Origin of the sequence: Serratia sp. 1D1416 (genome assembly GCF_003641105.1) — a bacterium.
GTDB classification, from domain to species: Bacteria; Pseudomonadota; Gammaproteobacteria; order Enterobacterales; family Enterobacteriaceae; genus Serratia; species Serratia ficaria.
Genome location: NZ_CP032738.1, coordinates 692,324 through 712,303, shown reverse-complemented (window position 1 = coordinate 712,303; position 19,980 = coordinate 692,324). Strand labels below are relative to the sequence as shown.

Below are 19,980 nucleotides of genomic sequence, written 5' to 3'. Positions count from 1 at the left end.
GCGGTGTCAGAACGCGACCGATCCCTGCACGAAGAAGGTGCGCGGCTCGCCGACGTATTTGCCGAAGTTGTTGTCGTTGGAACGGGTGAAGTAGCGCTGATCGAACAGGTTTTTCACCCCCGCGCCCAGCGTCAGGTTCGACAGCTGCGGCCCGAAGTTATACTCCCCGCGCATATTCCACACCATATAGCCGGCGATGTCGCCGAACTGGCCGTCGGCGCTTTCCTGGGTGATGTACTCCGGCCCGCTGCCCGGCGAGCGCTGTTTTGACTGCGCGTAGCCGTCCAGATTCCACACCCAGCTGCCGGTGGCGTAGCGGGTGCCGACGGTATACACCTGGCGTGAATAGAACGGCAGGTCCTTGCCGGCGAAGTCGCCCTTGTCGGTGCTGGCCTTGGTGTAGGTGTAGCTGGTGTAGACGCTTACGCCGTCCAGCGCGCGGTTCAGCTCGCTGAGATCGTAACTGAGCGCCAGCTCGAGGCCCTTGTGCTTGGTGGCGCCCAGGTTGGTCCAGCCCACATCGTTGCTGATGTACTGCAGCTGATTGTCGAAGTCGATGTAAAACAGCGTGGCTTCGGCTTTGACGACGGTGTCGTCATAGCGGGTGCCGAACTCGTAGGTATGGGCTTTTTCCGCCGTCAGTCCCGGCGCCGGCTGGTTGCCGTTGCCGCCCTTGGTCAGCTGGAAGTACTGCATGCTGCCGAATGAGGTGTCGGCGTTGGCGAACAGCTTCCAGGCGTCGGACAGGTGGTACATGACGTTCAGCGACGGCAGCGGTTCGCTGTAGCTCTTCTCGCGGCTGATGTTGTTGAACGCGTCGTCGACGTGGGTGCGGATGCTTTCATAGCGCAGGCCCGGGGTCACCGTCCAGTTGCCGACGTTGATGGTGTCGTCGATATAGAAGGCGTTGGCCGCGGTGCCGCCCGAAGTATGCTGATAATAATCCGGCGTGTCGGGCGTGGAGCCGATGTCCGCCGGGTCGTACCAGGCGGAGCGCGAGGCCTTTTCATCCATGGTTTCGTTCAGGTAGCGATAGCCGAGGGTGATTTCGTGCGCCATATCCCAGAAGCGGAACAGCTGCGAATAGCTGGGTTCGATAGCCCAGGTGGAGTAATGGCGCGGATAGGAAACCATGCGCTTCATGCCGGCGTTGTTGCCGGTGCCTTCCGACTCGATGCTGCTGCCGCGGTAGCTGTCGGTGAAGTAGGTCAGCAGCTCAAACTGTTTGTCGTCTTCCTGATGCTTGTATTTGAACGACATGTCCTTGCGGCGCCCTTCGAACTGATCCCAGGGGCGGGTGGACTGGAACGGATCCTGCGCGTATTGCGCCGCGCTGAGGCCGCCCGGCATGCCGGATTTGGCGTCGTAATAGTGGAAGTTGGCCTGCAGCTCATCGCGCTCGGTAAACGCATAGCGCGTTTTCAGCATGAAGTCGTCGATGTCGGTGTTGTCGTTGTTATCGCGGTAGCCCTGGCCGTGCAGGCCGGAGTAAAGCAGCTCGGCGCCGAAGCCGTTGTCTGCGGTGCCGCCCAGCGAGGTGCTGGTGAGGGTCTTCAGGCCGCCGTGGCTGGCGCCCTGGGTCTGTACGCTGGCGGTGCCGCCGAATGCTTGCGGAATGTCGCGGGTGACGAAGTTGATCACGCCGCCGACGTTTTGCGGCCCGTAGCGCACCGCGCCGCCGCCGCGCACCACGTCAACCGACTGCAGGTTGCCGATCGACAGCGGCGCCATCGACAGCTGCGGTTGGCCGTAAGGCGCGACCGCCAGCGGCACGCCGTCCATCAGGATGGTGGAGCGCGGCGACAGGCGCGAAGTCAGGCCGCGTACGCCGACGTTGAGCGAGATGTCGCTGCCGCCGGTGCCGTTGCTGTCGCGCACCTGTACGCCGGGCACGCCGCGCAGGCTGTCGGCGACGGTTTGGTCGCCCTGTTCGTGCATCTGCTGTTGGGTCACGATGGAGCGCGCGCCGGGGTGGTTGAGCAGCACCGAACTGGTATCCGGATTGTCCAACCAGTTGCCGACCACGGTAACGGTGTCGGCGGATGCGTCATTTTGAGATTTGTTATCAGCAGCAAGGACAGGCAACGCGACGGCGACGGAAGCCGCCAGCAGCGAAAGCCGAAAAAGAATTGACATAATAATGCCTTAAAAGTTTCAAACCCGGATGTGTTTTTTGGAAATGACAATCTTAATGATAATTATTGGCAAGTAAATAGCGTTGTCGCGGGATAATTAAACGGGTAACTGCACGGCGGAAAAGGGACTTCAGGGCCCGGCTGGCGAGCCCTGAGGAGACATTACTGCGGGGTGATCCAGAATACGCCGCTGTAATCCAGCGCGGTGAATTTCTGGTGGACCATTTCAATATCCGCTTGCGGATCAACGTCTTTAAATAAGTCCGGGTGCAGGAATTTGGCGATCGCCTCTACCGCAATAAAATTCAGCGGGGTGTCGTAAAACTGATGATAAATCGCCATCACGCGCTTCTCTTTTACCGCTTTCAATACGTTAAGGCCGGTGCGGTTCATCAGCACCGCCAGCTTTCGGTGGCTGGTGGCCAGATCGGTGGCGTAACCCAGCGGCACCGCCAGCGTGCCGCGATGGCCGCGGCTCCAGTCGGCGCCGGTCAGCAGGTAGAAGTCCGGGTTGCTGCCGATCACCTGTTCGACGTTCACTTCGCCGCCCATGTCCGGGAACAGCGTGCTGCCGATATTGTTGCCGCCGGCGGTATCGATAAATTGCCCGAAGCTGCCCTTGCCGAAGGTGTTGCAGCACTGTTCGCCTTTAATGCCGGCGCTGCGCTCGATAAACACGCTGGGGCGTTGCTCCGGCTTCAGCGTGGCCACCCGCTGGCGCACCAGCGCGAGCCGTTGCTGATAAAGCCGGATAAAGGCGTCGGCATTTTGCCGTTCGTCAAATACCTGGCCCAACAGCCGCATGCTGGCGACGGTGTTGGTCAACGGCTGCTGGCGGAAATCGATAATCAGCACCGGGATGCCGATTTTTTCCAGCTGGCTCAGTACGCCGCTGTCTTTCAGCTTGGTCAGCAGCCCGATGTCGAAAATGATCAGGTCCGGCTTGCGCACCACGGCGCTTTCTACGCTGAAATCGCTGGTGTAAGGATTGTCGAAGGTCGGGATCTGCATCACCTGCGGCACCTTCTTCGCGTAGGCCGCCACCAGGTCCGGCGCTTTCACCTTCAGCGAGTTATCCCAGGCGATGATGTTTTTCAGCGGTTCCTGCGGATGCAGGATGTTGAGCGCCAGCAGCGCGCGGGCGTCGGCCAGGATCACCCGTTTGGCCGGTTGCGGCAGGGTGACCTGGCGGCCGGCGACGTCGGTGACGACGATCGGCGCGGCCTGAGCGGCGCAGGCCAGCAGCAGGGCGCAGGCGGCCAGCCAGCGGCGGGCGTGGGCAATGAGAACAGCGGGCATGGGGATCCTTGGCAACGGGGCGTTGAATAAAGTGGCTAATGATAATCCATAACCTTTCGCTTTTTGAACACCCGGATGCGGATATCTTATTCCTTGCCCATCAGCGGATCGCTGATGCTGTGCGCGCCGTTCTCCAGACGGCCCGCCAGCCGGCGCAGCCAACCGCCCGGCGCATGCAGCGAAAGGTCGTACCAACCGCCGCTGCCCCTGGCGTCAAAGGTTTGGCGATGGCTGCCCCCCGCCGGCAGTTCGATTTGCCAGGGGCCTTGCCGGGTGTACGGGCAGCGGTCTACGGTGACCGTTATCGCTTCGGCGGCCGGGTTGCTCAGCAGCAGCTGCAGGCTGGTCGCGGCCGGGCTCAGGCGCACCTCCGGCTGCGGTTGGCTTAGGCTGCCGCGCAGCGTGCGGTGGAAGCCGTTGGGGCCGAGCAGCCACAGATGGTATTTATCCGCCGTCGACCAGTTATCGCTGACCGCCTTGCCGGCCTCGACGGTGTAGCGACGCGGGATCTGCTGCAGGTCCAGCGAGTCGTAGACGTGAAACACCGCGCCCTGTTCGCCGCTATTGAGCAAGTTCAGCGTCAGCCATTGCATCGCCGGGTAGGCGGTAGCCTCGACGTGCAGCCGGTAGGGCAGCGCGCGCGAAGGGCGCGCCAGGCGGGCCTGGTGCGGCAGCCGCCGGCTGTCCGGCGGCGGCAGCGGCACCTGAGGCAGTTTTTCCTGGCGCAGGCGCAGGCCATCGGCGGCGTGACGGCTGGTGAACGGCAAGCCGGGCAAGGGCTCGCCGTTCGGATCGACAAAATTGAACGCCGAGGTGAGATCGCCGCACACCGCGCGCCGCCAGGCGCTGATGTTCGGCTCGTGCACCTGAAAGCGTTTCTCCAGAAATTGCAGCACCGAGGTGTGATCGAACACCTGCGAATTGACCCAGCCGCCGCGGCTCCAGGGCGACAGCACCAGCATCGGCACCCGCGGCCCGGGGCCGTAAATGCGCCCGTCCGGCGGCGGCTGATCCTGCGAGCCCGGCGGCGCCGGGTGCTGGAAGATTTCGCTTTCGAACGGCACCGTCGATTTGCCGGCGAAGCTGCCGTCCTCGCGCAGCGAAGGGGCAGAGGGCGAGGGCATATGGTCGAAGAAACCGTCGTTTTCGTCGTAGTTCACCAGCAACACGGTTTTGCTCCACACCTCGGGCTGTTCGGTCAGCGCATTGAGGATCTCCTGGGTGAACCAACCGCCCTGCACCGGGCTGGAGGGATCGGGGTGCTCGGAGTACGCCGCCGGCGCGATGATCCAGCTGACCTGCGGCAGTTTGCCCTGGCGCACGTCGGCGCGGAATCCGGCCAGCATCGCGTCCGGATCGTTGCCGCTCGCCGCCGGCAGGGTATTGCCGTTGCCCTTGTACAGCGGCGCCGCTTCGTTAAGCGCATCGCTATAGGGCACGAAGGCGGTGAAATCCTTCGGCGGCCACGCCGGGTTGCCGACCTTGATGCTGGCGGCGCGGTACTGGCGAAAGCCCGCCAGCGGGTTGTCGGTGAAGTTGTCCGGCAGAAACTGATAGACCTTCCAGCTGACGCCGCTCGCTTCCAGGCGTTCCGGATAGGTTTTCCACTGATAGCCGATGTCCGCCGGGCCGGCGCTGTCCCATTCGTTGACCACCACCGCGACGTCGGCGGCGGACGGGCCGTTGGTGCCGGTCCAGTGGAACAGGCGGTTGGTGTTGGTGCCGGCGTGAATTGAACAGTGGTAGGCGTCGCACAGGGTGAAGGCGTTGGCCAGAGCGAACTGGAACGGCAGCTCTGGCTGGCGGTAATAGCCCATCGAGGTCGGCGTCTTGTGGGTGGGCCAGGCGCTCATCCGGCCGTGGTCCCAGGCCGCCTGCTCATCCACCCACGAGTGCGGCGTGCCGGTGACGCGCTGTGCGTTGCCGCGTTTGCCGTTCAGATGGTAGGGCAGCACCAGCCGATCGGCCCCCTGCTGCAGCCAGACGGCGCGATCGCCGGGCAACGGGATGGTAAAGCGATCGCTGAAGCCGCGCACGCCGGGCAGCGTGCCGAAGTAGTGATCGAATGAGCGGTTTTCCTGCATCAGGATCACGACGTGCTCAACATCCCTGAGGGTGCCGGTGCGGTTATTGGCGGGAATGGCCAGCGCTTTGCGAATCGAGGCGGGCAGCAATGAAAACGCCGATCCGATGGCGGCAGCCCGCAGTATTTCCCTGCGTGAAAAATCAGGCATGCGTCGTTAAATCTCCGGAAGTATGCTTTGAAGATAGTCGTTAACGACGTTAATGGCGAAAAATAACAAAGAGATGAATCAGCGGAAAATAATGCTCCCTCACGGGAGCATCGCGGGGCATTTACTGTCTGATCAGGCGGCCGAGGGTGGGCGCCGTTTCGAAGTCGCTGCGGAACGGGTTGATGTCCAGGCCGCCGCGGCGGGTGTAGCGTGCGAAGACGCTGAGCTTTTCCGGCCGGCAGCTTTGCTTGAGGTCGTTGAAAATGCGTTCGACGCACTGCTCGTGGAACTCGTTATGCTGGCGGAAAGAGATCAGATAACGCAGCAGGCGCTCGCGATCGATTTTTCTGCCTTCGTAATGAATGACCACGCTGCCCCAGTCCGGCTGATTGGTGACCAGACAGTTGGATTTCAACAGGTTGGAGGACAGGGTTTCCGTGACCCATTCCCCCTGGTCGGCGGCTGCGCCATCCAGATATTCCGGTTTGAAGGCGAAGTCGTCCACGGCGATGTCCAAATCGTCGATATTCACGCCCGGCAGGCGGTCGATCTGCGCTGAGTAGCCGTCCAGCCCGGGATAGAGCTTAACCCCGACCTGGCCGTTGGCCGCCTGCGACAGGTCTTGGCGCATCGCGGCGCTGACCTGCTCCACGCTGTCGAAGCGCGTCTGGTTAAAACTGTTGAGGTACAGCTTGAACGATTTGGATTCGATCAGGTTGGTGGAGGAGTGAGGCAGGGTGAATTCGCCAATGCCCACCACCGGCTTGCCCTTGGCGTTGAGCCAGGAAAGTTCGAAGGCGGTCCACAGATCGAAACCGCCGAACGGCAGGTTATTTTCATCCACGCCGATCAGATCCCGGCCGCGCGCGCGCGGCAAGGCTTCGAGCAACTCGGGAGCATATTGATCCGGATAATCGGAGTTGGCGCCAAGATGGGTGATTTTATCTTGTTTTTTGATATGCATATTCGTTGCTCCTTGCGAGATCGGTATTGATATAGCGGTTAAACAGGCTGCGGGCGGCGTAAATCGGCCCCACGCCCACCAGCGCGTAGACCACTTTGATCATGAACTGCGACAGGATCATGGTTTTGATGATGTCCCAGCTCAGGACGTTGTAGAACGCCAGGGTGCAGAACACCACGCTGTCGATGGCCGAAGCCACCACGGTGCTGGTGATCACCCGCACGAACAGGTAACGGGAATTGGTCAGTTCCTTGATTTTGCACAGCAGGTAGGAATTGACGTTCTCGGAGATCAAATAGGCGGCGGATGACGCCACCAGCACCGCCATGATGCTGTGCACGATGCCGTTATAGGTTTCGCTGTATTCCCACTGCGGAATGGCCGGCACCAGCGTGGTGACCCAGACGCCCAGCACGAAGATCAGGTTGGCCATAAACGAGATGATAATGGTGCGCCTGGCCAGCCGCAGCCCATAAAACTCGTTCAGGATATCCACCAGGATGAACGTGAGCGGGTAAATGAAAATGGCCGGGGGCGTGATGAGGTTCAGCACCGGAATTTGCACCGGTTTGACGCCGCACAGGGTGGAGAAGATATAAATCACGCTGAGCGCCACGGTAATGATCAGGTAAGCGTACCAGGAGCGTTCATGGCGATCGCTCAGCTCATAGGCGGTTTGCTGCTGATTGTTGCCGTAGAGTTTGCGGTACAGCGCCTGCAGCTCATGCCGGCTCAGATCTTCCGATATTTCACTGTCGGCCAGTTCGTTCAGCCCCATGGTGATGGTTTTGCCGGTGGCCAGTACCATGACATTGGCCGCGATGGTGCCATGCCGGGTAAAGCCCAACAGCTTGAACTTTTGATTAGGTTCCATTTATAGCCTTTCTCCAACGATATAACCCAGGAATTGCACGGTATCCTGAGGGAATTTATCCATGCCGCTATATTCTTTGTCGTTAACCACAAAGAAGCCGTTTTTTCCCGAGTGATACAATAAAGGAGAATCGCAAACCAGCACCGGCGGGCGTTTGATAATAATGATCTCGCCAGGAATAAATGAACCTTTAATTTCGGTCTCTATTTTCATTGCCAACATATTCGACTCATCGCCGAAAAAATAAGTCAAAGGAAACTCTGTCACCAGCTGCCCGATCTTGCGCTGCGCCACGGCTAAATAGGCGGACTGCGGGATCACCGGAATGGCGGAGGGATTTTTATTGCCTTCGGTCGACAGCGTTTCGTTGAGCAGCTCCAGCTTTTCCAGATCGTAGTCTTCGATCTCTTCGCAGGAAACGCCGAAGAAGTCTGAAATTCGGTTGACGGTGGCCTGCTGTACGTTGTTGACCCGGCCGTCGAGAATTTTATAAATGGTGGTGCGGGTCAGGCCGCTGCGATTAGAGAAGGAAGCCTTGGTCTCACCCCGGGTGCGCATCAGATATTCGATATTCTTGATGATGTTGATTTTGCGCTGTGCGTTGGTGGTCTTCATTAGCATTCCTTACAATAATTACGCTGGCCTCACTATATCTTACAGGCTGGCATTGTCCAGACCAAACATGCAGGTTTTAAGGGGTAACTGGCTGATTACCCTTTGGAATTAGCTTTTTCCACGGGCGGGAGCCCACCCGCCGGATACCTGATGCCCGATGCCCGGGATACAGTAAAATGATAAATCAATTCAAATCAACCGATTAGCCACCAACCGTAAAAAAGTAAACACAAAAGGGGTTTTTATGTTTACTTTTATGTTGACCGGAGCGGTTTTTGTGAGCTAATGTTCTTCCATACTGAAGTTTTTCTTGATGATCAAAACACTAACAACCGATCATTTACCGGCTTCTATAATAAAAAACCCAGAGGGGGGCGTTTCCATACTCCGGGTATCAAGGATATTTTGCTACTGACACCAGGGAATCCCTTCTTTAATGGCCGTTTGCTTTGGCAAACGGCCCGTTCGTTTCTTACGCCAGCCTGGTCGGCGTAACCGCAAGATCAGAGCGTGGCGGCCGGCTTTTGCGCCCGGCTGAACGCCAGCTTGAACGCCCAGTAGAGCAGGCTGGCGGCCAGCAGCGAGTTGATGGTCGGCACGCCCCATTCGGTCACCAGCCCGACCACGCCGCCGATGATGCTGGCGACGATCGCCGCCCAGCCGATGGTCGGGGTTTGGTCCGGTAGCTGGCCGGCGCGGCGGCTGTCATCCAGGACTTTGCGGTGGCTGCGCAGCAGGTAATAGTCCACCAGCATGATGCCGATAATCGGTGGGAACACGACGCCGAGCACCGTCAGGAAATCCACGAAGCGATCCAGAATGCCCAACACCGACAGCGTGGTGCCCAGAATGCCGATCGCCAGCGTGGTGTAGGTGTATTTCAGCCTCTTGCCGGTGATGCCTTCCACCGCGTTGACGATGCCGAGCGACGAAGAATAGAGGTTGAGATCGTTAACCCGCAGGGTGGAGAACACCACCACCAGCAGGCCGGCGCCGCCGGCGGCCTGTGACATGATGGTCACCACGTCGGCGGTGCCCAGCGTTTTGGCGATCAGGATCGCCAGGCCGTTGACCACGAACTCGCCGGCGACGATGGTGAAGATCGTCACGCCGAGCACGTGCTTGCCGTTTTTCGAATAGCGCGTCAGATCGGGCGTCATCAGGCTGGCGACGATGGCGCCGCCCACCACGATGGTGATGCCGGCGCTGATGGTCAGCGGTTCCCCCGGCGGTGCCAACTGAATGATTTCCTGCAGATTATGGCCGGACAGCGCGGTGACGGAGATAAAGGCCACCAGCATGATGAACATCGGCACCGCGATGCGCGCGGCGATGCGCAGCGCCTTGAAGCCGAACGCCACCAGGATGGTCAACAGGGTGCCGGACAGGCCGGCGGCCAGGCCGAAACCCAGCCGGTTGCCGAGGGCGAAGTCGAGCGATTTGGCGAAGATGGCGTTCTGGATACCGAACCAGCCCAGCAGGCTGACGGCCACCACCACCCCGATCAACACCGACCCCAGGCGACCGAAGCCGCACCAGCGCGCCAGCAGGCTGCCGGAAATCCCCTCGCGCATGCCGGCCAGACCCAGGCCGTAGGTCACCACGCCAAATATCAGGCTGCCGATGAAAATGGCGCTGAAGGCGTCGCCCAGCGTCATGGAGTTGCCGAGCACCGCGCCGAGCATAAACTGATCGAGGGCGGTCAGCATGCCCATATGCACGATGGCCACGCTTAAAAATGACACTCTTTTATCCTGCGGCACCCGGGTGAGCGGATAATCTTCAATCTTAATCACGGTAAGGTATTCCTTGCGGTTTAAATAAACTGGATGCCCTTGGCTATCAGGCGATCGGGAATATAATTGTCCAGGTTGGCGTATTTGCAAAACTCTTCAAATTGCTGCTGCGTGTGGACATTGGCTTTTTGATAGATGTTATATATCCGATTTTCTATGGTCTTATTACTGACGTTATATATCTTTGCGATCTCTTTAACGGTGAATCGTTGCAGCATTAAAAATATAACGTCGAGTTCGGCGCGGGTGAATAATTCATTATTCACTTCGGTGGTCAATACGCTGGGTTTTTGCTGATTGATGTATTTCAGCGGCGACAGGCTGTTCATCGGTTTGGCGTTCCAGATCACGCCGATCACCTGTTTGTCATCGTTGTAGACCGGCAGCTTTTCGCTGATAAACGGCGTCAGGCTGTCTTTGCCGTACCAATAGTGGGTTTCTATCACCGTAACCCGATCGCGCGACGCCTCGGTCATTTTGTCATGTTCGATAAAATCGGCGGCGCATTCTGCCCAGTCGGCGGGAAATTGGTGATCGAACTTGCCGGCAACGTCAAAATTCAGCGGCGTATCGGTATAGAGGTAGGCGGCCCGATTCATGTAGATGTGGCGAGACTGCGGGTCTTTGATGCCCCAGGGTTCGCTCAGGTGCTCCATCATGGTAATGAGGCCCTTAAAATAACATTCATTATTTTTATGGGAGGAATCCATGCCAACCTCTGATTGGTGTAGACTGCTTTACAGGTCTTTAGCCAGATAGTGACGCGTATGCCGGTGCGCATAGCCCCCCAGCTCGCCATATAGCCGGTAACCCAGTTTTTCGTAAAAGCCTCGGGCCTGAAAGTCGAAGGTGTCGACATAGGCCATATGGCAGCCTCGCTTGCGGGCTTCCTCTTCGGCCTGCAGCATCAGCTGGCGGCCATAGCCGCTGTTGCGGTGTGAGTCGCCAACCCAGAGATATTGCACTTCAAGGCCCCCCCACCAGGTGCGGGCGACCAGGCCGGCGACGATGCGCTGCCGGTCATCGGTAACGGTCAAAAATAGCGGATGAATGTCGACGGGCTGGGTTTTATCGTTATGAGCCCAGAGGCTGTCGATAACGAATGCTTCATCTTGCGGGTTGGGTTGGTCGGTCACGTTGATATTCATTTTTTAATATAATACCCTGATTTAATAATTCAATTTCGAATCAAATGGATACGCCCCAATGGGGTTTACTATCATTTTTCTTAATGTATTACAAGGGTGGTTTTCACCCTTTCGCCGACGATGCGCCGCGGCTTATAGTTAAGCTGACAGAGTGGAAATAGCGGAATACTCGGAAATAAATAGCTGTAGATGCCGTTCGCTCAGTCTTTTCCTACTTTGCGCCTCACCAGGGCCCCTCAGGAAAAAAGCAGTATCCAGGCTCCACCGGCCAGAGCAAGCCCACTTGCCGACGGGGAGCCTGATTTTTTTCCGCCTGTAGTGCAATGCCTGCGCCAGGTTGGCCTCTGCCGTTCTGGTTATCATGTATTGCCTCCTTATTCGTTCAGCGCGGTGATTCACGGTCTGCTGACCTGAATGCCGTGCCGCATAGCACCTTGTCGCTGCGAACCATTATTGCCTCAATAAACTTTATCTTCATTTAAATACAATGAGTTAATGACAACGCCATGTCAGTTAATTCGTTGAGTCAGCATGAAGACAGTGATTAAGAATATTCCTAATTATGGTTATTCCAGACGGTGAACGTTGACTGGATAAGCCCATTACCTACTTTTATTAATTGAAGTTTATTAATCATACTGCGAAAGGGAATAACAATGGCAATTGATATGTTTTTGAAAGTAGAGGGAATTAGCGGCGAATCGAAAGACTCAAACCACAAGAGCTGGATCGATGTGCTGTCGTTTTCCTGGGGCGCCAGCCAGCCGGGAAATATGGGCGTCGGCGGTGGTGGCGGTACGGGTAAAGTCAGGTATGAAGATTTGCAAGTTTTTGCTTTTATTGATAAATCAACCCCAGCCATTCTCAAGTATTGTTCCAGCGGTAAACATATCGCCAAAGTCGATCTGTCAATTTGTAAAGCGGGCGGCGGCCAGGTGGAATATGCTCACATTCAGCTGGAAGATGTATTAGTGACATCGGCGCAATTCACCGGCGTAGACAACGGCGGCGAAGTCAACGTGGTTTATACCTTCCAGGCCAGCAAAGTGAAGCTTCAGTATTGGGAGCAAGCCTCACAGGGGAATAAAGGTGCTGAATCCACCGCAGGCTGGGATATTAAACAGAATAAAGAAGTATAACGGACTTACTCATGACTGTGCGTGAAATACGCCGATAGCCGGCAAGATAAAGGGGAGTGATGTGGCAAAGAATCCCGTGACGCCGCTCGATACCATTAGCGGCAAGAGTATCCTGCCGTCCAATGACGTAAAGATACTTATTGAACTGATAAACAACTCGGACGAGGACAATATCAATTCTATTTTCCTGGCCAGCGATAAAGATGAGCAAAATGCCATCTTCTATCTGCAGGAATTGACCCAGCCTCCGAAGGGGGATGAGGAGATGAGGCTGACCGCAAGGCGGGTAAACCTGAAAGACGAGAGCCAGGCCGGGCTGAAAAAAATCGCCAACAACTTCTCGCCCTATCCATTGAACTATAGCTGGATGAATCACAGCTACGTCAATAAGCTCCGCTACAACATTTACGACAGTGACCTGGCCAGAAAGCTTAACATCGGCGCCTCGATGTTTACCGGCGGCTCGGCATTCGGCACGGTAGTCTCCTGGGCTAGCAGCAGCAGCGCGTTGGCGAGGGGCGCCAGCACCGGTAGCCTGGCGCTGGCGATTGCCGCGTTGGGGGCCATCACTTCTATGGGATCGTCGCAGGTCACCAAAAATAAAGATCTGTTGGCAAAAATTCGGCAAATCTCTACCGCCAGAATGGATGGAATCGAATTTATGGTCGATGTGCAAAAAGCGGTGAACAATGATGCGGAAAAAAAAGCCAAGCTGCTGCGCGCGATAGATGACAGGACCGGCAGAGACTTGCAGGCCAATGAGCGGCTGCACAGCGTGGTTAACAAGCTAGCCGCACAGGGCGTGAAGGATTTCACTTACCTGATTTCGCCGGCTGTGGCGGTGAGAAACGAGGCGACCTATTATGTCGGCCTAACCCTGGGGCAGGGCGGTGAAATACGACTGACGAAACAGGACCTCACCATTCTGTACGAGGGGTCGTTATCCGTTTGATCGCCGCCAAAAGGTTCGCGGTATGATGAACAATAAGCCGTCCGCAATCAGGAGGCTTGTTGTTCATCATGCGGTGAATAAACCCGACGTTCACTCGCCTTTCGCCACGCTGTCCAGAGCCGGCGTTATTGCCGCGCCGAACATGGCGCCATGCCCCAGCGCCGGCCATTCACGGTAGTTCACCCGCCAACCGCGCAGCGTCGCCAGCCGATTAGCCAATTGTTGCGTTGCATCCGCAGGCAGCGCGCTGTGGCGCATGGTGGGGGGCGCCGCCGGGGTGCCGCTTTTTCTCTCCGCGCCTCCGGTCCATAAACGCAGACGGACGGGCAACGCCGGGCGTTGCGCAAGGAAGCGCTGCGCCTCCTGCAGAATGAAACCCTGTCCCCACCACAGCGAGGGTTCTACGGCGATATAGCTCTGAAATGCGCCTGGCCGGGTGAAAAGCGCGTGCAAAGCGAAGAGCCCGCCAAACGAGTGCCCCCACAGCGTCTGCCGCCGAGGATCTAGCGCCACCTGCGCGGCAACTGCGGGTTTGATCCGATCTTCTATCAACCCCAAGAATGCGTCCGCTCCTCCGCCTTTGGGCTCTTCGCTGCCTGACGGCGTCGCCGGCGTGTAATCGTAGCTGCGCGCTTTGGCGTCGATGCGCAGATCGTTGTCATAGCCGATCATCACCAATACCGGCGGCTGTTTTTGCCTGGCCAGCCCGGCCAACAAGCCGGCATTCAACTCCATCAGCACCGCATTGCCATCGAGAAAATAGATCACCGGATAGCCGGCCGGCGGCGGCGCGGCCTGGGGTTGCGCGATACGCACCCGGTAGTGGCGCTGTCCGTCGGCGGAGGTGAAGCGCAGATCGCTGAAGCGATAGTCCGGCGACCCGGTGTCGGCGACGGTGGTGCCGACTTTTTGCGCGAGATCGGGCCTGGCCAGCGCGGGTATGGCGGGCGTGAGCGTGATGGCAAGCGCGACAAGCTTGGCGATAAAAGATTGGTAAGACAATGGCATGCGCATTCAGTTATCCGAAAAATGAGCATGCTAGCATCTCATAAGCCGCCGCGCGCAGGGAGAAAATTTTAGCGTTGAACGCGGTCGCGCGTTGTCTGACCCCTGACACCGACAAAATGGCATTGATGGCGGTTGTTTTAGCGGTAGGGTGATTTACCCGTTTTCAACCGTAAAGGAGAGTAGAAATGGACGTTAAACACAAGCTCGGCACCATGACGCTGGAAGAGAAAATCGGTCAAAAGCTCATGCTGGACTTTCGCTACTGGGATCCCCAGGGGCAAAGCAATCAGGATATGGTGAAGCCGGATGACGACATCGGCCGGATCATCAGCGACAACCATATTGGCGGCGTGATCCTGTTCGCCAATAACCTTAAGGACAAGGCGCAGATTAAGGCGCTGACCGCCTGGTACGCCTCAATGCAAACCTGCGGAAATATTCGCTTGTTTATCGGCACGGATAACGAGGGCGGAAACGTTTTCCGCCTGCCGCGTGAAGATTACGCCTCGTTCCCGGGCAATATGGCCCTGGCGGCGGCCATTGAGGGCGGGGCGGACCTGCGGCTCGCCGCGGAGCAAGGGCGCCGGATGGCGCATGACATGCTTTCGGTGCACATCAATACCAATTTTGCGCCGGTGGTCGACGTGAACAGCAATCCGTTCAACCCGGTGATCAACGTGCGCGGTTTCAGCGACGATGCGGGCACGGTGGCCAGATTGGCGGAGCAGGTGACCGCCGGCATGCATCACCAGGGGCTGATTACCGCCTATAAACATTTCCCGGGGCACGGCAGCACGTCGACGGACTCCCACAGCGCGTTGCCGCGCGTCGCTCGTTCGCGGGAAGAGGCTTTCGCTATCGATATCGCCCCTTATCAGCGCGCCATCGCCAGCCACCGCGCGCCGGATATGATCATGACGGCGCATATTCAGTACCCTTCGCTGGATGACAGCCTGGTGCGCACCCGCAGCGGGGAAGAGATTACGGTGCCTGCGACCATGTCCCGGCAGATCCAGACCACCCTGCTGCGCGACCAGTTGCGCTTTACCGGCGTGACCATTTCGGACGCGCTGGACATGGGCGCCATTGCCGACCATTTCAGCCAGGGCGACGCGCTTGAGCGGGTGTTCGCCGCCGGGGTGGATATCGCGCTGATGCCCATCAGCCTTTCAGCCCCCGCGCAAAGCGGACGGTTGGCTGAATTAATCTCCGCCATTGCGGATAAAGTCAGAGCCGGGGTTATTCGTGAAACGGATATCGACAGCTCCGTCGAACGCATCCTGCGCCTGAAGCAGCGTTATCATTTGTGGGGCCACGGCAAAGGCAGGCCGTTTCTTCAGGCGCCTGATTGCGCGCAGCCGGAAAAACAGATCGCGGATAGGGCCATTACCCTGGTGGTGAATCAGCACGCCGCGCTGCCGCTGACGGACAAAACGCAACGTTATTTCATCCTGACGCCGTGGGGGGAGCAGGCCAAGGGCATAGCGGCCGTGATGGCGCAGGCGGGTTACCGCAAGGTGGTGGCGGCCAAGGAAACGGAGCTGACCGAGGCCGAAATCAGGGAGCGTATCGCCAACTGCGACGTCTTCCTGTTCGGCACGCTTTCGACCCGCTTTACCCCGGCGGAAACGGATGGCGTCGCGAGCGGCCCGGCGGGCGACGCCAGCCCGTATCTCGGCTGGCTGGAGCATGCCGCCGGCCTGGGGAAAAAGCGGGTGCACCTGTCGCTGCGTGCGCCTTACGACATCGTCAGCTACCGCGACAAGGTGGATGCCGCCGTAGCCGTCTATTCCTATTACGGGTATGACAACGGCGTCTGGCGCGGGCATGCCATGATCTCTCTGGCTGAGGTGCTGATGGGGAAACGGCTGCCGCGAGGGAAACTGCCGGTCAATGTTTGGCATGACTACGATGTGAGTACCCATACCGGCACCGTCGCTTACCCGCGCGGATTCGGGCTGAGTTGGTAATCGGCTGCCGCGGGGAGTTTGATAAAAGACGCCCCGCGGTTACCCTATGGGCCGACAGGCATGCTGTGGCTAAGGAGAAAGGTACGCGGATTTTGCTGCTGATAGGCGCGGCATGGCTGATGGTTGGCTGTGAGCGCCAACATCAGCCCGTAGCCGAGAAAACGCCGGCGCAGGAGTGGGCGCAGCAGGCGATACAGACGCAGCGCTGGCAGCTGCGGAGCTTTGTTCCGGTCGAAAAGGGCGAGGCGAATTGCGATAGGCTGCGGCGTTTGTTAACGACAGCCCCTCTGCTGTAATCAGCTTCAGAGGGCCGGCATGTTTATCTTGAGGTTTATACATTGGCCACCAGGGGATGGTGGCCTTTTTATTGCTGCTGACAAGTGAAGATACTAAAGACGATTTTATCTATTTTGGTGCTTAGCTTATGCGGTAATACAAAGTAAAAAACCACAGTTATAATAATGTTTTTTTCGGGCGATAATTTAATTCATTATACCAATTAATGAATTTTATCAAGGTGGATATTCAATGTCATTTAAAATCATGACATTGTGATTTTATTTTCTTTTTTCTCGCAATAAAACGCTTACTGTTTATTGACAGTTTTTTAGACTTTGTCCTATACCTTTTCTACCGGCAAGGCGCGATGGGCCGGTGATATTTTGCCGTAACACTTAAATTTAATCTATGACTCTGGAGAAAACATATGGCTAGCGACTTAGGTGGATTCAGCAGTTTATTAGGTGGCCTGGTAAAAGGCGTTGTGGGTGGCGCTCTCGGTGTTATTGAGACCGCAACGGGCGTTATTTCTGGGGTAGCCGGTGCAATTTCCGATATCGCCGGTGGCCTGATTGACAAAATCGGCGGCGTTACTGATACCGTGGACAAAGTGGTTGACGGTACCACATCGGGGCACCTGGATACCGATGGTTTGATCGCGGCACTGCAACATTCAACGGATGCCGCTCAGACGCAGGCCCAGGCCGTTGAAGTCAACGGCGTCAGTCATCATGCCGGCGTTGATATTGTCGGTTGATCTGCACTATCGCCACGGCAGGATGCTGTGGCTTATCTTTTTCCTTCCTTTCCCACTTCGCTTAAAGATTACGCCGGCAGCCGCTATGACGAAACTCAGCAAGGCCATTACAGCATGGCCGCGATGGACGCGTTGGGTATTTTGACTCACGAGAAAAGTAAACTTAAGCCCGGTAACGACCAGCTTCCCGTTGATTAACACACCCCCTGTGTTAGCAATGTCTTTATAAGCAACATGAAGATACCCTCATGAAGAAGCGTTTTTCTGACGAACGGCTCATCAGTATTCTCTGCGAAGCCGAAGCCGAAGCCGAAGCCGAGGAGTCAGGCTTTCAGATGACATGTATTCTGGGCAGCAATGCAATGTTGGCTAACTTGTCTACGCTAGTGCAACAGATTCGATAAATTTCACTCAATCACTTAACGTGACAAGGATTTATTAAATGAATTTGCCTCTGCTGTGCGAGCCGCCAGCCCCCTCAATTATAAGAGAGTCACATCGGGGTACTGTTGCAAATAGTCGGTGATGATAAACTTATCATCACCTTTTGCTGACGGAGCAGCCCATGAATCCATTCAAAGGCCGGCATTTTCAGCGTGACATCATTCTGTGGGCGATACGATGGTACTGTAAATACGGCATCAGTTACCGTGAGCTGCAGGAGATGCTGGCTGATGGATAATGAGCCATAACTGATATCGCTGGCGCAGTGGGGTGAAGAACTGGGTATGTTGCAGAAATTATTAAACCGGATAAGCCGATACAAAATACCTTTATCGAATGTTTTAACCGGACGTACCGGACAGCGATGCTGGATTTTTATCTGTTCGGGACGCTGAGTGAAGTTCGGTAGATTACGGATCGCTGGTTGGCAGAATACAACGGCCAGCGCCCTCATGAATCCCTGAATAACCTGTCGCCGAAAGAATACCGGTGGATGGCAGAAAAATCGAAACTTTCAAAAGTGCGTGGAACTAAAACAGATGTGTTTACAATGTAATTGTATTTTTTGGAAAAAATAAAATTACATTTTGGAAAGATAACCTCACCACGCCCACCCCGCTAAAAACATCATTTGTTTATTCATTGTTTAATATTTGCATGCTTAATTTAAAGTGTTGGTTATTTTTGTTAAAGTCAAGGATTGTGATTGGGTATCAGCTAACTGCCAGTCTGTACAACCGGCGCTGCTGAATGGTCAGTGAATTTGCCAATTAAAAGAGTCAATTGATTGCCAAACCCTGACATTTGACACCAGGAACAGAAACTCAGGAGTAACGCGATTGAATAGGGTTATGCTTGACAAAAAGCTAAAACTTTTCAGATTCTATAAGAGCGAGTGAAAAATGAAAAACATATTGAGTAAGCGAATGCCGTATATGCTGATTTTCACGCTGTGTTCCGTTGCGGGTTGTGTTGGCGTTTATGATGAGCCCCGGATTCCGACTGACTCTCAGATGATTTATAAGATAGATAAAGGTCGTCTAAAGAAAGATCGCAGAATGGAGAAAATTAAGAAACAGGGATGTATCAATAATAGCGTTGACTGCGGGAATATTTCCGGCTAATAACTATTGTTGTTTCCAGGAGATAAAATGGCAAGTTCATCTTATGTTCATATAAGCCAGCACTGGATGAACCTTAATATTGATGCTGTTAATGCAGGAGTACACAAAGCCCGCTATGAAATGCTGTTTACCGGCGGTAGTACGCTAACCGCCAGTCTCGGGCAGATACTCATCTTATGGCTGCAGGGGGGGCTGGCCATCGACGGACAGATGACTCCGGGAATGTTTGTGGCTTTTATGACCTACCGCACCCTGTTTGCCGCACGGGTTGCCAATCTGCTCAATATGGCTTTGCAGTTGCGAATGCTCTCCCTGCATAAGTCTCGCGTGGCGGATGTGGCTCTGACTGAGCCGGAAACCACAGTGAATGGTTCTGTCAGACCACTGGTTCAGAGTGGCACACCGGTAACATTGACTGTGCGGGGGCTAACGTTCCGGTATGATGCATTGTCTCCCCCGCTGTTCAGTGAACTGTCGCTCAGTGTAGCCGCCGGAGAAAGCGTGGCCATCACGGGACTGTCTGGCCAAGGGAAAACCACCCTGTTGAAAATACTCACCGGATTATTGAAACCCTCAGATGGGGAGGTACTGGTGAATGGCATAAGTATTGCCACCTCGCCGGAAAGCTGGCGGGCCAGTATCGCCTGTGTGCTGCAGGATGATACTCTCTTTGCCGGTTCTGTAGCGGAAAATATCTGTGCCTCAGACTCTGTGCAGGATACTCGCCATATGGAGGAATATGCGCAACGAGCCTGTATTCATGATGATATTCTGAAAATGCCGATGGGATACAGACGCTGGTCAGCGAACTGGATTTGAAGATTATGGGACAATCGACGCCGGATTGAACAACGCTTCAGCCTTGGCCCGCAGGGAGAGTCCGCGGCTCAGAAAGCAAAAAACCCGCCATGGGCGGGTTCTTCTAAATATGGTGCCCGGACTCGGAATCGAACCAAGGACACGGGGATTTTCAATCCCCTGCTCTACCGACTGAGCTATCCGGGCAACGGGGCGCATTAAACCGTATTGGCCGGATGGCGTCAATCGCTTTCTGTCACAAAGCGGATCGGTTGCTCTATTTTCATGCAGCAGGGCGAGCGCAAGGCGGTATCCTGCGCGGGCACGGGGCGGTAGACATGCAAAATAAAGGTGTGTTTATAGCGCTTCGCTTTTACCGCTGTTTGTTTTTATTCATTAAATAACAATAGGTTGGGTTTTTCTTTCGCGCTATAAATCAACAAG

General features: G+C 56.1%; 18 protein-coding genes, 1 tRNA gene and 2 pseudogenes. 10 read left to right on the top strand and 11 right to left on the bottom strand.

The features are described from left to right. Positions 1-6 precede the first annotated feature (6 nt). The 9 genes from D7I37_RS03415 to D7I37_RS03375 form a co-directional block, all read right to left on the bottom strand. Positions 7-2,136 (bottom strand): TonB-dependent siderophore receptor, encoded by a 2,130-nt coding sequence (locus tag D7I37_RS03415; RefSeq protein ID WP_129543309.1) that lies wholly within the window; start codon positions 2,134-2,136, stop codon positions 7-9. Between the two features lie 161 nt (positions 2,137-2,297). Then, positions 2,298-3,434: an ABC transporter substrate-binding protein gene (locus D7I37_RS03410; RefSeq protein ID WP_061797295.1), complete on the bottom strand. Its 1,137-nt coding sequence runs from the start codon at positions 3,432-3,434 to the stop codon at positions 2,298-2,300. Positions 3,435-3,520: 86 nt separating this feature from the next. Continuing rightward, positions 3,521-5,668 carry a phosphocholine-specific phospholipase C gene (locus D7I37_RS03405; protein WP_061797297.1) on the bottom strand — a complete coding sequence of 716 codons (2,148 nt, stop codon included), beginning with the start codon at positions 5,666-5,668 and terminating at the stop codon, positions 3,521-3,523. Positions 5,669-5,789: 121 nt separating this feature from the next. After that, a complete protein-coding gene (gene queF, locus D7I37_RS03400; RefSeq protein WP_061797298.1) occupies positions 5,790-6,632 on the bottom strand; it encodes an NADPH-dependent 7-cyano-7-deazaguanine reductase QueF in 843 nt (280 codons plus the stop codon). Then, entirely contained in the window at positions 6,610-7,506 is an 897-nt protein-coding gene (locus D7I37_RS03395; protein WP_061797299.1) for a queuosine precursor transporter, read from the bottom strand. Before D7I37_RS03395 ends, queF begins: the two co-directional genes overlap by 23 nt. Beyond that, positions 7,507-8,121 (bottom strand): helix-turn-helix transcriptional regulator, encoded by a 615-nt coding sequence (locus D7I37_RS03390; RefSeq protein WP_061797300.1) that lies wholly within the window; start codon positions 8,119-8,121, stop codon positions 7,507-7,509. It lies immediately after the preceding gene. Positions 8,122-8,624: 503 nt separating this feature from the next. Then, positions 8,625-9,917 (bottom strand): cytosine permease, encoded by a 1,293-nt coding sequence (locus D7I37_RS03385; RefSeq protein ID WP_061797301.1) that lies wholly within the window; start codon positions 9,915-9,917, stop codon positions 8,625-8,627. Between the two features lie 20 nt (positions 9,918-9,937). Beyond that, on the bottom strand, positions 9,938-10,627 hold the full coding sequence (locus tag D7I37_RS03380; RefSeq protein WP_129543308.1) for a PAS and helix-turn-helix domain-containing protein: 690 nt from the start codon (positions 10,625-10,627) through the stop codon (positions 9,938-9,940). A gap of 27 nt (positions 10,628-10,654) precedes the next feature. Then, positions 10,655-11,065 (bottom strand): GNAT family N-acetyltransferase, encoded by a 411-nt coding sequence (locus D7I37_RS03375; protein ID WP_061797306.1) that lies wholly within the window; start codon positions 11,063-11,065, stop codon positions 10,655-10,657. Between the two features lie 656 nt (positions 11,066-11,721). On the opposite strand from D7I37_RS03375, the gene D7I37_RS03370 reads away from it, so the two are divergent. Both D7I37_RS03370 and D7I37_RS03365 read left to right on the top strand, forming a co-directional pair. Next, positions 11,722-12,204: a type VI secretion system tube protein Hcp gene (locus D7I37_RS03370; protein ID WP_061797307.1), complete on the top strand. Its 483-nt coding sequence runs from the start codon at positions 11,722-11,724 to the stop codon at positions 12,202-12,204. 61 nt (positions 12,205-12,265) lie between these two features. Next, positions 12,266-13,156 (top strand): hypothetical protein, encoded by an 891-nt coding sequence (locus tag D7I37_RS03365; protein ID WP_129543307.1) that lies wholly within the window; start codon positions 12,266-12,268, stop codon positions 13,154-13,156. A 90-nt stretch (positions 13,157-13,246) separates the two neighbouring features. On the opposite strand, the gene D7I37_RS03360 is transcribed toward D7I37_RS03365, so the two are convergent. Further along, positions 13,247-14,170, bottom strand: a complete 924-nt coding sequence (locus D7I37_RS03360; RefSeq protein WP_242502793.1) for an alpha/beta hydrolase — start codon at positions 14,168-14,170, stop codon at positions 13,247-13,249. Positions 14,171-14,349: 179 nt separating this feature from the next. Here D7I37_RS03360 and D7I37_RS03355 point away from each other — a divergent pair, with 179 nt between their 5' ends. From D7I37_RS03355 to D7I37_RS03325, 8 genes and pseudogenes are all read left to right on the top strand, one after another. Further along, on the top strand, positions 14,350-16,134 hold the full coding sequence (locus D7I37_RS03355) for a glycoside hydrolase family 3 protein (RefSeq protein WP_129543306.1): 1,785 nt from the start codon (positions 14,350-14,352) through the stop codon (positions 16,132-16,134). A 65-nt stretch (positions 16,135-16,199) separates the two neighbouring features. Further along, a complete protein-coding gene (locus tag D7I37_RS03350; RefSeq protein ID WP_129543305.1) occupies positions 16,200-16,430 on the top strand; it encodes a hypothetical protein in 231 nt (76 codons plus the stop codon). A gap of 410 nt (positions 16,431-16,840) precedes the next feature. Continuing rightward, a complete protein-coding gene (locus D7I37_RS03345; RefSeq protein WP_095099239.1) occupies positions 16,841-17,170 on the top strand; it encodes a hypothetical protein in 330 nt (109 codons plus the stop codon). A gap of 27 nt (positions 17,171-17,197) precedes the next feature. Beyond that, on the top strand, positions 17,198-17,368 hold the full coding sequence (locus tag D7I37_RS26945) for a hypothetical protein (RefSeq protein WP_165283083.1): 171 nt from the start codon (positions 17,198-17,200) through the stop codon (positions 17,366-17,368). 50 nt (positions 17,369-17,418) lie between these two features. After that, positions 17,419-17,574 (top strand): hypothetical protein, encoded by a 156-nt coding sequence (locus D7I37_RS26940; RefSeq protein WP_165283082.1) that lies wholly within the window; start codon positions 17,419-17,421, stop codon positions 17,572-17,574. Between the two features lie 161 nt (positions 17,575-17,735). Further along, positions 17,736-17,846: pseudogene (locus D7I37_RS03340) on the top strand (IS6 family transposase); the annotation flags it as partial. Positions 17,847-17,906: 60 nt separating this feature from the next. Then, positions 17,907-18,170 (top strand): annotated as a pseudogene (locus D7I37_RS27225) (transposase); the annotation flags it as partial. 595 nt (positions 18,171-18,765) lie between these two features. Then, on the top strand, positions 18,766-19,557 hold the full coding sequence (locus tag D7I37_RS03325; RefSeq protein ID WP_129543304.1) for an ATP-binding cassette domain-containing protein: 792 nt from the start codon (positions 18,766-18,768) through the stop codon (positions 19,555-19,557). Between the two features lie 110 nt (positions 19,558-19,667). Here D7I37_RS03325 and D7I37_RS03320 read toward each other — a convergent pair. Beyond that, positions 19,668-19,743: transfer RNA gene (locus tag D7I37_RS03320), tRNA-Phe, on the bottom strand. Positions 19,744-19,980 lie beyond the last annotated feature (237 nt).